At 63.9% G+C, this 12,922-nt stretch carries 7 protein-coding genes; 3 read left to right on the top strand and 4 right to left on the bottom strand.

The window, feature by feature from the left end:
- The first annotated feature begins 206 nt into the window (after positions 1-206).
- Positions 207-1,472: a putative Na+/H+ antiporter gene (locus CBW50_RS02315; RefSeq protein WP_076568055.1), complete on the top strand. Its 1,266-nt coding sequence runs from the start codon at positions 207-209 to the stop codon at positions 1,470-1,472.
- 52 nt (positions 1,473-1,524) lie between these two features.
- Here the strand turns inward: CBW50_RS02315 and CBW50_RS02310 are convergent, their stop codons facing one another.
- The 3 genes from CBW50_RS02310 to CBW50_RS02300 form a co-directional block, all read right to left on the bottom strand.
- On the bottom strand, positions 1,525-3,558 hold the full coding sequence (locus tag CBW50_RS02310) for a GNAT family N-acetyltransferase (protein ID WP_086144023.1): 2,034 nt from the start codon (positions 3,556-3,558) through the stop codon (positions 1,525-1,527).
- Positions 3,559-3,641: 83 nt separating this feature from the next.
- Entirely contained in the window at positions 3,642-4,856 is a 1,215-nt protein-coding gene (locus CBW50_RS02305) for an MFS transporter (RefSeq protein WP_086144022.1), read from the bottom strand.
- Positions 4,857-5,169: 313 nt separating this feature from the next.
- On the bottom strand, positions 5,170-6,459 hold the full coding sequence (locus CBW50_RS02300; protein ID WP_226935367.1) for a PHB depolymerase family esterase: 1,290 nt from the start codon (positions 6,457-6,459) through the stop codon (positions 5,170-5,172).
- Between the two features lie 185 nt (positions 6,460-6,644).
- Here CBW50_RS02300 and CBW50_RS02295 point away from each other — a divergent pair, with 185 nt between their 5' ends.
- Positions 6,645-7,220 carry a PRC-barrel domain-containing protein gene (locus tag CBW50_RS02295; RefSeq protein WP_086144020.1) on the top strand — a complete coding sequence of 192 codons (576 nt, stop codon included), beginning with the start codon at positions 6,645-6,647 and terminating at the stop codon, positions 7,218-7,220.
- An 85-nt stretch (positions 7,221-7,305) separates the two neighbouring features.
- Here the strand turns inward: CBW50_RS02295 and hrpA are convergent, their stop codons facing one another.
- Positions 7,306-11,532 carry an ATP-dependent RNA helicase HrpA gene (gene hrpA, locus CBW50_RS02290; protein WP_139842379.1) on the bottom strand — a complete coding sequence of 1,409 codons (4,227 nt, stop codon included), beginning with the start codon at positions 11,530-11,532 and terminating at the stop codon, positions 7,306-7,308.
- A 57-nt stretch (positions 11,533-11,589) separates the two neighbouring features.
- On the opposite strand from hrpA, the gene argA reads away from it, so the two are divergent.
- The gene (gene argA, locus CBW50_RS02285) at positions 11,590-12,900 is read left to right on the top strand and encodes an amino-acid N-acetyltransferase (RefSeq protein WP_046685875.1); all 1,311 of its coding nucleotides are present in this window, start codon (positions 11,590-11,592) and stop codon (positions 12,898-12,900) included.
- The last annotated feature ends 22 nt before the right edge of the window (positions 12,901-12,922 follow it).

Here is a 12,922-nt window from a genome sequence, read left to right as displayed (position 1 = left end):
AATTGAATATGAAGATGAATACTGTATGCATATACAGTACTATCCAGCCCTGCTTTTGGCAAGGCTTATCTGCCAGAGAGCGTGCCCGGGGCCGCTCCGCCACGTCCGAAAAACCCCGTTTCCCGCATCGATTGCTGTACCATAAGCACTCTCCTTACCGCTCGGCAATGCACCGGGCGGCTTCCTCCGTCCATAAGGAAACGCATTTGACCACCATCCAACTCATCAGCGCCATCGTCTTCGGCCTTGCGCTCATCCACACCTTCGCCGCCAAGTCGTTTGAAACATTATCGCGGCGCCACCCCCGCCATGCGGGCCTGCTGCACTTGCTGGGCGAAGTGGAAGTCGTGTTCGGCTTCTGGGCCTTCATCCTGATCATCATCATGGCCTTTGTCTCGGGCAGCGATGCGGCCATCGAATATGCGGAGTCGCGCCATTACACGGAGCCGCTGTTCGTCTTCGTCGTCATGGTCGTGGCCGCCTCGCGCCCCGTGCTCGACGCCGTGCAGCGCCTGCTGAAAGGCGTGGCGCGCGTGATGCCGCTGCGCACGGAACTGGCCCTCGTCTGGCTGGGCCTGGCGCTCGTGCCCCTGACGGGCTCCCTGATCACGGAACCGGCCGCCATGACCCTGGCCGCGCTGATGCTGGCGCCGCAAATCTTCCGTCCGGGCATCCCTGAATGGCTGAAATACGGCGCCTTGGGCGTGCTGTTTGTCAACGTTTCCATCGGCGGCACCCTCACCTCATATGCGGCGCCGCCCGTGCTGATGGTGGCCACCACATGGAACTGGGACAGCGCCTACATGGCCAGCCATTTCGGCTGGAAGGCCGCCATCGCCGTGCTGGTCAATGCCACGGGCGTGAGCATATTGCTGCGCAAATACCTGCACAGCAACACCTCCGACATCAAGCCGAAGGCCGGTGAAGTGGAAGCGCCGAAAGTGCCGCTGGCCGTCAGCCTCGTGCACATGATCGTGCTGGCCGGCGTCGTGACCCTGGCGCATCATCCCGTGCTGTTCATCGGCCTGTTCCTGTTCTTCCTCGGCTTCGTGCAGGCGTATGAGCGTTATCAAAGCCCGCTGATCCTCAAGGAAGGTTTGCTGGTCGGCTTCTTCCTCGGCGGCCTGGTGGTACTGGGCGGCATGCAGCAATGGTGGCTGCAGCCCATCGTCTCGAGCCTGAAGCCGCTGGCCCTGTTCTTCGGCGCCCTGGGCTTGACGGCGATCACGGACAATGCGGCCCTCACCTACCTCGGTTCGCTGATCGTCGGCATGACGGACGAAGCGAAATACATGCTGATGGCCGGCGCCGTGGCCGGCGGCGGCCTGACCGTCATCGCCAATGCGCCGAACCCGGCCGGCGTGGCCCTGCTGCGTCGCGGCTTCAAGGATGAATCGATCGGCGCCGTCGGCCTGCTGGCGGGCGCCCTGCTGCCGACGGCCGTGGCGGGCCTGGCCTTCCTGGCCCTGTAAGCACCCTCGCGGGGCGGCTGCCTGCCGCCCCGCCCCCCCTCAGTTGCCCTCCTCAGTTTCCTTCATACACGAGGAAATGCAGCCGGTCATAGAACAGGCTGTAGGCATAGTCGAATGTGCCCACGCTGCGAAAGCCCTTGTGCAGATACACTTGCAGCGCCTCGCTCTTTTCCCACACCGTCAGGGTGATGCGCGCACAGCCCTTGCGGCCGGCCAGGTCGCGGATTTCATGGAACATTTGCCGGAACAAGCCCTGGCCCCGGTATTTTTCGTCGATGGCCAGGCTGCTGACGAAACAGTCGTCGGCGCGCGCATGCGCGAGCACGAAGGCGTCATACGCATCGTCGAGCGCCTTCATGTCGTCGCGGTAATAGGACACGGCGCCGCAAGCCTGGAATTCGGCCATCGTCGCAGCCGTGAAGAAGCCGACGAAGCGCCCGTCCTCGTCATGCAGGCCGTGGATGTGCGCCAGGTAGGGATCGATATTCTGCCGCCGCTGCAATTCGACGAACTGCAGATTGAGTTTATTGCCAAACGAGCAGTATTCGAGATAACTGGTGGCAAACAGCAGTTTCGCCATGCGGTTCTTCGTCTCGTCACCCAGCAGTTCGCCCGCCACCAGCTTGAGCGGCGCATGCGACAGCAGGCCCGCCTGCGCCTCGTCACCTGGCGGGGCAGCCTCGCTGGCGGCCGGCATGCGGCTGCCGTGGCGGCCCACGGTGGGGCGCCAGAAATTGCCGGCGGCAATGTGCTGCGAACGGCGGGCCAGCAGGTAGCGGCAAAAGACGTCGTTCACGCGGTCCAGCAGCGGGTCGTCCGACAGCACCGAGTAATAGTGAAAGTGGTCGATATCCGCCCGCAGCTGGGCCGCATACGCCATGCGCGGCACTTCCTCGATGTCGAACACGTCGACGATATTGGGCAAGATCAAAGGATCGTCGAGCTGCCAGCCGATGTCATCGAGCCGGGCCACGCAGCGCGCATACGCGCGGCGCTCCTCGTCGCTCAAGGGGATGTGCATGCCGGTGATGATATCGTCCAGCAAGCGCATGCCGCGGATGCCGCCCGCCACCGCTTCGCGCGCGCCGTCATACAGCACGCAGTAGCGCTGGTAGAACTCGGCGTGGCTGAGCACGGTCACGCCCAGGTTTTTCTTCCATTCGGCATAGAACTGGCCGAACAGCTGCGCCTCGAACTGCGGGCAGGCACGGGGAATCTGCGCAGCGATGCCCGCATAGGCGAGATTCACATTGCGCTGGATCACACGCAGCGCCGCATCGTTCTTCTTGGCGATCAACATGCCCGTTTCATCGAGAAACAGATTCATCCAGCTGACGTGCCGGCGCTCTTCGCTGTCATCATCCCGGTGCTGGAAATAGTCGGGCACTTCCGGCTTCATCAGGAAAATCGTCGCCGGATTGTGGGGGATGGTATCGACATCCATGTAGATGCCGCCGTATTCGCACATGATGAGGATGCGGAAATAATCAGACAGGGTGGCGAAGTAGCGCTGCGCATGCAGGGTATCGAGGATGTCGAAGCGGGCCGGCGCGAAGTCCAGCGCCAGCGCGCGCAGCGAGTTGATGTGCAGGGTGGTGCCACCGATGGCGTAGCGGCCTATCGTGTAGCGCCCGGCGCCGCCCGTGGGGCTGAAGCGTTCGTCATTGCGCAGCTGCTGCGCATCCCAGGCCCACAGGATGGAGACATACGGCGCGCCGCCGTTGTGCCGCACCTCGTCGAGCGCCGCGCCCCACTGCTGTATTGCCTCGGCGGCGATGGCCGGCAGCGGCCCGCCCATCCAGATGCGGTGCAGGTAGCGCTCGTCGTCGCCCAGGGCGCGCGTGGGGATGCAGCTGAGCGAGGAACAGCTTGCCGCATTGAAATGATTGAAGTTCAGGGCGACGAAGCTGCGCAGGGCGGCGATGCCCTCCCGGTGTTCCGCAGCCAATTGTTCCAGATCAATGCCGGGGGGGCGGACGTCGGCCAGCGTGATGTAATCGAGTTTCAGCCGGTGGATGCGGAACTCGTATTCCAGGTTGAAAATCTTTGCTTGATCGTGTTTTGAGGCCAGGTCATCTATTTTCATGGGCGCACCATTTTCCGCAGGAGAGTGTCAATAAACGTCGCAGGAGGTAAAACAAGGTCGGGAACACGCGCATCGTTGCGCCATCAGTGCCGGGCCAGCCGCACCCCGCTTTCCCGGCGCCCCGCCATGCCCCGCGTAAACAACAGCAGGCAGGCGGCGATGACCACGATGACGGGGATATTGAGCAGCGCATAGGTTTCCAGCGCATAGCCGAAGCGCTGGCACAGCACGTTGTACAGCTGCAGCCAGGCGGACAGATAAATGCAGTACAGCAAGCTCATGGCGGCCGTCGTCAGTGTCATCGATTCCTTGCTGGCCGTGATCGCGCTGCGTATCAGGGCGCCGTTGAACAGGCCGAAGCCGATGGAATAGACAAACATGCAAGCGGCAAACACATCGACGTGATGGCGGCCCGCGCCCGCCCCCAGCATGCCGGCGGCCGCGACCAGCCCGCCCAGGCGCAGCAGATGCACGAGCGGAAAATCCTGGCGCAGGCGCTGGATGGCGATGCTGCTGAGGACGAAGCCCGATAAAATCACGCATTGCAGCGCGATATAGGTGGCGTAGGAGGCGCCCATTTCCTGCAGCACGAAGATGGGCGAGAAGCCGATCCAGGCCGTCAGGGGCACGGTGGCCAGCCCGGCCGTGAACATGCCGAACATGAAGCGCCCGTTGCTGAAAATGGCGGCATAGCTGCGCACGATGGCGGCAAGGTCCAGGCGCGTGAGCGTGGGCGCCGTGCGCGGCATGGTCTTGGACAGGCCCAGCAGGGACAGCAGCGCCAGCAGGCCCGAGAGGAAAAACACGAAGCGCCAGTCCAGCCGGCTGATGATGGCGCTGCCGAGGATGGGGCCGGCCAGGGGCGCGAGGATGGTGGTGCTCGACAGAATGCTGCTGAGCTTGACGGCGGCCATGTCGTCGAACAGTTCATGGATCATGGCATAGCCGACGAAGATGAAGCAGCAGCCCATGCCCTGGATGAAGCGCACGGCGAGAAATTGCTCGATGGAAGCGGCAAACGGCACGGCCAAGGTGGCCAGCAGGAACAAGGTATTGCCGGTAAGCACGAGCTTGCGCTTGCCGATGGTATCGGCCAAAGGCCCGAGGAAAATCTGCAGCGAACTGCCGCCCAGCAGATACAGGCTCAGGGACAGGGGGACGAACTTTTCCTCCGCCTGGAACTCCTCGACGATGCCCAGCATCGCCGGCATGATCATGTCATTGGACAGATAGATATTCAGTTCGAACACGAGAAAAAACGCAAAAAACCACAGCAACTGCTTGGACTTGATGGACATGGCGCGTTCCGTAACGTGGGTGGCTGCCGTCAGTGCGTGCCAGCCGTCGGGGCATGGGACGGCGGACACGGCTTCACACTGAAAACGTGTACCAATTGTATACCAGTTAGGGTTTTTATCGCCTGTTTTTGTGATTTTTAAATACCGCAACAATACCACTTATGCGGAATCACCGGCATGGCGATATGCGCCTGCGGGGCTGAAAAAGGTGCGCCAGGCGCGCCGGCGCGGCCCTGCGGCGGGCGGACGGGCCCTGTGGGGAATCGAAGAACGATGCGTACCAGTGCCTGCGGCGCCGTTGCGGCGCGCCGGCCTAGCGGCGGCGGTGGCCGGCGAAGAAGTCGAGCAGCAGCTTGCTGGCGTCGGGCCTGGCCTTGTCGTTGAACGGCAGGCTGGCGTCGCCGCCGCTCCACGCATGCGCGAGGTGCTCGACCTGCGCCACGCGCAGCAGCACCTCCTTGCCCACCTGATAATCGTGCAGCGCATACGCATGGGCCGGATTGCGCCCGCCCGCCGCGCCGCCGGGCAGGCGCTGCGCCGTCACCAGGGTGTCGGCGGGCATGCGGTTCACGCGCACGCTCTGGCGCACCAGCTGCGTCTGGTTGACGGGCCGCACCACCTTGTCGGCCAGTCCCTGCAGCAGGATGGTGGGCAGGCGGGGGAACGCGGGCTGGCGCGCCAGCACTTCATCGATGGCCGCGTCGGCGCGGGCGGCGGCGCCATGCTGCATCACCTGCAGGGCGCCGATCAGATTATGCCCGGCGCCAAACACGGGGCCCGAATGCAGGCCCAGCGCGGCGAACAGATGGGGATGGTTCAGGGCCACGATATGCGCCATGCCGGCGCCGGCGGAAATGCCGCAGATGTAGATGCGCGCGCGGTCGATCGCATAACGGGCCGCCACCTGCTCGATGGCGCCGACGATCAGGCGCACGTCGCCGCCGCCCTCCTGCGTCAGCTTGTCGTACCACTTCCAGCAGCGGCGCGCATGCGCGCGCAGCGATTGCTGCGGATACAGCACGGCATAGCCCTTGCGCTCGGCCAGGCGGTTCATGCGCGTGCCTTCGGCAAACTGCGTGGCGCTCTGCTCGCAGCCGTGCAGCATCACCAGCAGCGGCCGGCCCCGGCTGCGCATGGCGGCGCTGGGCGCCTTTTCGGGCAGGTATAAAAAATACGGCAGGCGACGGCCCGGCAACTGTCCCAGTTCCGGCAGGGGCGCATAGTGGGCGGCGAGCCACTTGCCCGGCGGGGGCGCCGTTCGCTTGCGCACGCGCGGCGGCGACAGGGGCGTGGCAAACGGCGCCAGCGCGGGCACGGCCTCGCCGACGGGCCTGACGCGCGGCGCAGTCCTGGTCTTGGCCTTGGTGTTGACCACGGTCTTGACCACGGTCTTGACCACGGTCTTGGCCACGGGCTTGCTGCGGACTTTGGCCCTGGGCTTGGCCGGCACGGGGCCGAACAGCACCTTGGCCAGCCGGGTCGCCGTGCGCTGCTGCGCTTTGCCGGCGCGCAGCAGCCCGCGCAGCCACTTGGTGGCGGGCTTCACCATGGTGCGTGGCGCGCGTGTCGTGGTGGAGCGTACCGCAACTTCTTCCCATTGCATCGTTGCATCGTCAGCATGCGCGGCCTCCTCCGTAGAATGCATAGAGTACCGCAATTGGGCCACGGCACCGTACGTTTGCGCACGGATAAAAGTGCCCCTGGCACCATTGAGGCAGATCAAACGTGACCCTGGGCGTATGCTTACGCTAGGTGTTCGACCAGCACTTCACCAGAGGAGAGAACACCATGAGCTACCTGGACCGCGACATCCTGGGCATGTACCGCAACCACGACGGCCCCGGGCCAGCCCTGATGGGGGCCGATACCCTGATCGGGGACGAAGTCTACAATCACAACGACGAGGAATTGGGCGATATCAAGGAAATCATGCTTGACATGCGCACGGGCCAGATCGCCTACGCCGTGCTGTCCTTCGGCGGCATCCTGGGCATGGGCGACAAGCTATTTGCCGTGCCCTGGGAACGCCTGACCCTGGACACCGTCAACAAGCGCTTCCTGCTGAACGTGGACAAAAGCCAGCTGAAAGACGCGCCCGGCTTCGACAAGAACAACTGGCCCGACATGGGCAGCGACGCCTGGAACCAGCAGATGGAAGCCTTCTATGGCAGCGGCACGCGCTACGGCAGCATGGCGGGCAGCCGCATGCAGTCCGGCAGCGAGCTGCGCGGCGGCGCCAGCCTGCAATCGGGCAGCGAAGGCAACCTGTCCGGCTCCTCCATGAGCGGCAGCCGCGCCGGCACCAGCAGCCAGAGCGGCTCGCGCTCATCGCTCGGCGATGATGGGCGCGACGAGCGTAGTTGATGGAGCAGAAAGGCAAACCCGACAGACAAGGGCCGGGGTCGTACCCTGAAGGTACGACCCCAGTATTTGCTTGGGACTTAGCAAGCTAGCGCTGCATCGATTCCCATACCTTCTGCAAACGCTTGGCAGAAACGGGCATCGGCGTGCGCAATTCCTGTGCGAACAAGGACACGCGCAGTTCCTCCAGCATCCAGCGGAAATCGACCAGTTTCGGGTCCGTGTTCTTGCCGGCCTGGCGGTCCTTGGCCTGGCGCAAGTACGGCGCGGCGGCCGATTGCCATTCGGCCATCAACTTGGTGTCGCGGGCGGGATCGGCGCGCAGTTTTTCCAGCCGTACATTGATCGCCTTCAAATAGCGGGGGAAATGCGCGAGCTGCGTGTACTCATTTTCCGTCAGGAAGCGCTTATGCACGAGTCCCTGCAGCTGCGCCTGGATATCCGTGGCCGCCGCTGCGGGAATGTTTTGCAGCCGCTTCGGCAAGCCGTGGAATTCCGTCAGCACTTGCGACAGCAACCGGGCGATTTCATTGACCAGCAGGACCAGGCGCGACTTGCCTTCCGCCTGGCGCTTGGCAAACGAGGCGGCGTCCAGCGGCAGCGGATCTTGCAAGCAAGCAATATCGAGCGCCTTGTTGATGATTTGCTCGCGCAGCTCTTCCTGCGAGCCCAGGGCCATGAATTGCATGCCCATCTGCTGCAGGCCAGGGATGCTTTTCTCGACGTACTTGATCTGCTCCTTCATCTGCAGCGCAAATAAACGGCGCAAGCCGACCTTGTGCGTGCGGGCGGCCACGGTCGGGTCGTCAAACACTTCCAGGTCGCAATGCGTGCCCTTGTCGACAAGGGCCGGGAAACCGATCAAGGTCAGCTTGCCCTGCACGATTTCGAGCAGCTCCGGCAATTCGCCGAAGGTCCAGGCCGTCAAACCCATGTGCTGCGAGACGGTGGCATTGCCTGACGCCGTCGCAGCAGCGGCTGTTCCCTTGGCCGGCGCGCCGCCCCTGGCGTTGGCGGCGGTGTTCTGCGCTTGCGCCTGCAGCCGCGACGCCACTTGCGCGCCCGCCACCTTGGCACCGGGCGTGCCCGCACCGGAGACGCCCGACACTTCGGCCAGCTTCTGGAAGCTCTGGCGCGCCTGGCCGCCGAATTCCGCCTGCAGGGTGGCCAGGTTGCGGCCCATGTCCAGCTGGCGGCCATGCTCGTCGATCACCTTGAAATTCATGAAGTGATGGGCCGGCAGGGTTTCCGGCTTGAAATCCGTCGTCAGCACGTTGATCGTGATCTGCGTGCGGATGTCGAGGATGATGGCGTCGACCAGGTCGCCGCGGCCGAACACGCCCGCTTCATGCACGCGCTCGCAGAATTTCGCCGCGTAATCGGGCAGCGGCACGCAGTGGCGGCGCAGCTTTTGCGGCAAGGATTTCAATAGCAGATGCACTTTTTCCTTCAGCATGCCCGGCACCAGCCATTCGCAGCGCTCGCGCGGCAGCTGGTTCAAGGCATACAGGGGCACGCTCAAGGTCACGCCATCGCGCACGCTGCCCGGCTCGAAGTGATACGTCAAGCCCATTTCCAGGCCCGTCACGGACATGGTTTTCGGGAACAGGTCCGTCGTCACGCCGGCCGCCTCGTGGCGCATCAGCTCTTCGCGGTTCAGGTACAGCAGCTTCGGATTCTCGCGCGTGGCTTCCTTGTGCCATTTCTCGAAGCCGGCGCCATTGCACACGTCCGCCGGCAGCAGCTGGTCGTAGAAGGCGGCGATCAGTTCATCGTCGACCAGCACGTCCAGTCGGCGCGATTTATGTTCAAGGTTTTCGATATCCTTGATCAGCTTATGATTGTGCGCAAAGAACGGCGCGCGCGTGTCGAAGTCGCCGCCGACGAGGGCGTCGCGGATGAAGATCTCGCGTGCTTCCGGCAAGTTGAAATTGCCGTAGTTGATGCGCCGCTGGCTGTACACCACCAGCCCGTATAAAGTCGCCCGTTCGGACGCCGTCACCTGCGCCGAACGTTTTTCCCAGCGCGGCTCGCCCCACGATTTCTTCAGCAGATGCTCGCCCACCTTTTCCAGCCACTCGGGCTGGATCTGCGCCACGCAGCGCGCGTACAGGCGCGTCGTGTCGACCAGCTCGGCCGCCATGATCCACTTGCCCGGTTTTTTCAGCAGCGAGGAACCGGGCCAGATGTGGAACTTGATGCCGCGCGCGCCCAGATACCCCGCGCCCGGCTCGTCCTCGCCCTTGAAGCCGATATTGCCCAGCAAGCCAGTCAGCAAGGCCATGTGCAGATTATCATAGGTGGCCGGCGCTTCGTTCAGGCGCCAGCCCTGCTCCTTGACGATGGTCAACAACTGCGAGTGCACGTCGCGCCATTCGCGCAGGCGCATCTGCGACAGGAAATTCGTGCGGCAATTGTCCTGCAGCTGGCGGTTGGTTTTCTTGTGCTCGATGGCGGACTCGAACCAGCGCCAGATCTTCAGATAGCTGAGGAACTCCGATTTTTCATCGGCGAATTTCTTGTGCGCTTCGTCGGCCGCCTGCTGGTGTTCCATCGGGCGGTCGCGCGGGTCCTGCACGGACAGGGCGGAAGCGACGATCAGCACTTCCGTCAGACACGCGTTATCGAGCGCGGCGAGGATCATGCGGCCCACGCGCGGGTCCAGCGGCAGCTTGGCCAGCTTGTTGCCCAGCGGCGTCAGTTTATTGACCTCATCGACGGCGCCGAGTTCCTGCAGCAACTGGTAGCCGTCGGCGATGGCGCGCGCCAGCGGCGGCTCGATGAAGGGGAAGGTTTCCACGTCCGTCAGGTGCAGCGACTTCATGCGCAGGATGACGGCGGCCAGCGAGGAGCGCAGGATTTCCGGCTCCGTGAATTTCGGCCGCAGCAGGTAATCCTGCTCTTCATACAGGCGGATGCAGACGCCGTCGGCCACGCGGCCGCAACGCCCGGCGCGCTGGTTGGCGGCCGACTGGGCGATCGGCTCGACCTGCAGCTGCTCCACTTTATTGCGGTAGCTGTAGCGTTTCACGCGCGCCAGGCCCGCGTCGACCACGTAGCGGATGCCGGGCACGGTCAGCGAGGTTTCCGCCACGTTGGTGGCCAGCACGATGCGGCGCGCATTGCTGGTCTTGAAGACGCGTTCCTGCTCTTCGGCCGACAGGCGGGCGAACAGGGGCAGGATTTCCACGTGCGGCGGATGGTGCTTGCGCAGCGCTTCGGCGCAGTCGCGGATTTCGCGCTCGCCCGGCAGGAACACGAGCACGTCGCCCGAGCCGATGCGGCACAGCTCTTCCACGCCATCGACGACGGCATCCATCAGGTCGCGCTTTTCACGCGCGGCGGCCGTGCGCTGGCCCGGCTTGTCGGTGTTCGCGGCACCCGGCATGGCCACCTGCTCGCGTTCCACGGGACGGTAGCGCACTTCCACCTGGTACAAACGGCCCGACACTTCGATCACGGGCGCCGGCTTTTCCGGCGTGCCGAAATGGCGCGCGAAGCGCTCGGCGTCGATGGTGGCCGAGGTGATGATGATTTTCAGGTCGGGCCGGCGCGGCAGCAGCTGCTTCAGATAGCCAAGCAGGAAATCGATGTTCAGGCTGCGTTCGTGCGCTTCATCGATGATGATGGTGTCGTAGTTTTTCAACAAGGGGTCGGTCTGCGTCTCGGCCAGCAGGATGCCGTCCGTCATCAGCTTGACGGAGGCGCCCTTCGTCAGCGTGTCAGCAAAGCGGACCTTGAAGCCCACGGTCTCGCCCAGCGGCGTGCCCAGTTCCTGCGCGATGCGCTTGGCCGTCGACGAGGCGGCGATGCGGCGCGGCTGCGTGTGGCCGATCAGGCCCTTCTGTCCCCGTCCCAGTTCCAGGCAAATCTTCGGCAGCTGCGTCGTCTTGCCCGATCCCGTCTCGCCCGAGACGATGATGACCTGGTTTTCCGTCAGGGCCCTGGCGATTTCTTCGCGCCGGCCCGAGACGGGCAAGTCCTCCGGATAGGTAATCGGCGGCAGCGGATTGCGGAAGGCCTTTTCCGCCTCGCGCGCGGCACGGGCAGCGTCGCGGCTTTCGCGGCTGGCCTGGTCATTGCGCGGCGCCTGCCCCTCGCGCGGCGGACGCGCGGCCTGGGGCTTGCCCTCTCCCGCGCGCTGCTGCTGTTGCTGTTTCTGCTGTTCCGCGCGCGGCGGCTGCGGCCTTTGCTGGCTCACGGGCGGGCGCTGGCGGCCCGGCGCAGGCGCGGCGGCAGGCGTGGCAACACCGCCGCTGGCGGGCACATTTGCAACGGTGGACGGAGGGGAAGACTTATTGCTGGCTGAAGACATTGTTTTTTTACAGGTATTTTAAGCGCGCACATCGCGCAGCGAATTATAATGCGCTTAATGGAAAACCCTACCCAATTCGTCCAATGGCTGCGCTCAGTCGCGCCCTACATCCACGCCTTTCGCGGCAAGACCTTCGTGGTCGCCTTCCCCGGTGAACTCGTCAGCGCCGGGGCGCTGCAGGTGCTGGCCCATGATTTGTCCCTGCTGCATGCGCTGGACATCAATGTCACCGTCGTCTACGGCTCGCGTCCGCAGGTGGCGGAACAACTGGCCCTGCGCAATGTCGAAGGCCGCTTCCACAACGGCGTGCGCATCACGGATATTGCCGCGCTGGAATGCGCAAAGGAAGCGGCCGGCGAGCTGCGCCTCGATATCGAGGCCGCGTTCAGCCAGGGCTTGCCGAACACGCCCATGTCGCATGCGGCCATCCGTATCATTTCAGGCAACTTCATCACGGCGCGGCCGCTGGGCGTGATCGATGGCGTGGACCTGGAACTGACGGGCATCACGCGCAAGGTCGATGCTGAAACCATCCACTCCATCCTCGGTTCGGACGGCCTGGTGCTGCTCTCGCCGCTGGGCTTCTCGCCCACGGGCGAAGCGTTCAACCTGACGATGGAAGACGTGGCGTGCAGCGCCGCCATCGCCCTGCACGCCGATAAATTGATCTTCATCACGGAAACACCGATGATGGAAGACGCCACGGGCGTGGAAATCCGCGAACTGTCGTCGCACCAGGCCGAAGCCGTGCTGATGGCCGGCTTCCTGCCGGACGCCACGGCGTTCTACCTGAAACATTGCGTCAAGGCTTGCCACAACGGCGTCGAGCGCTCGCACATCGTGCCGTTCTCGATGGACGGTTCGGCCCTGCTGGAATTGTTTACCCATGATGGCGTGGGCACCATGATCAGCCATGAAAACCTGGAAAGCCTGCGCCAGGCCACCATCGAGGACGTGGGCGGCATCATCAAACTGATCGAACCGCTGGAAGCGGACGGCACTTTGGTGAAGCGGGGCCGCGAGCTGATCGAGCGCGAAATCGATTATTTCTCCGTCATCGAGCATGACGGCGTGATCTTCGGCTGCGCCGCCCTGTACCCGTTCCCCGCGCAAAAGATGGCGGAAATGGCATGCTTGACGGTCAACCCGGAAGTGCAAGCCCAGGGCGACGGCGAACGCATCCTGAAACACATGGAAAACCGCGCGCGCGCCGCCGGCCTGAACAAACTGTTCGTGCTGACCACGCGCACCTCGCACTGGTTCAAGAAGCGGGGCTTCGTGCCGGCCACGGTCGACGATCTGCCGAAAGACCGCCAGCACATGTATAACTGGCAACGCAAGTCGCAGGTGCTGATCAAGACCCTGTAATCGGCATCACTGAAAACGCAAA

The organism is Janthinobacterium sp. GW458P (genome assembly GCF_002127585.1).
In the GTDB taxonomy this organism is placed as follows: Bacteria; Pseudomonadota; Gammaproteobacteria; order Burkholderiales; family Burkholderiaceae_D; genus Janthinobacterium.
The sequence above is the reverse complement of the archived record's forward strand: the minus strand, read 5'-3'. Positions and strand labels throughout refer to the sequence as shown.

Excerpts from the sequence above, each read along its gene's own strand:
- CBW50_RS02310 (WP_086144023.1), bottom strand. The coding sequence starts at position 3,558 with ATGAAAATAGATGACCTGGCCTCAAAACACGATCAAGCAAAGATTTTC.
- CBW50_RS02305 (WP_086144022.1), bottom strand. The coding sequence starts at position 4,856 with ATGTCCATCAAGTCCAAGCAGTTGCTGTGGTTTTTTGCGTTTTTTCTC.
- CBW50_RS02300 (WP_226935367.1), bottom strand. The coding sequence starts at position 6,459 with ATGCAATGGGAAGAAGTTGCGGTACGCTCCACCACGACACGCGCGCCA.
- CBW50_RS02295 (WP_086144020.1), top strand. The coding sequence starts at position 6,645 with ATGAGCTACCTGGACCGCGACATCCTGGGCATGTACCGCAACCACGAC.
- hrpA (WP_139842379.1), bottom strand. The coding sequence starts at position 11,532 with ATGTCTTCAGCCAGCAATAAGTCTTCCCCTCCGTCCACCGTTGCAAAT.
- argA (WP_046685875.1), top strand. The coding sequence starts at position 11,590 with ATGGAAAACCCTACCCAATTCGTCCAATGGCTGCGCTCAGTCGCGCCC.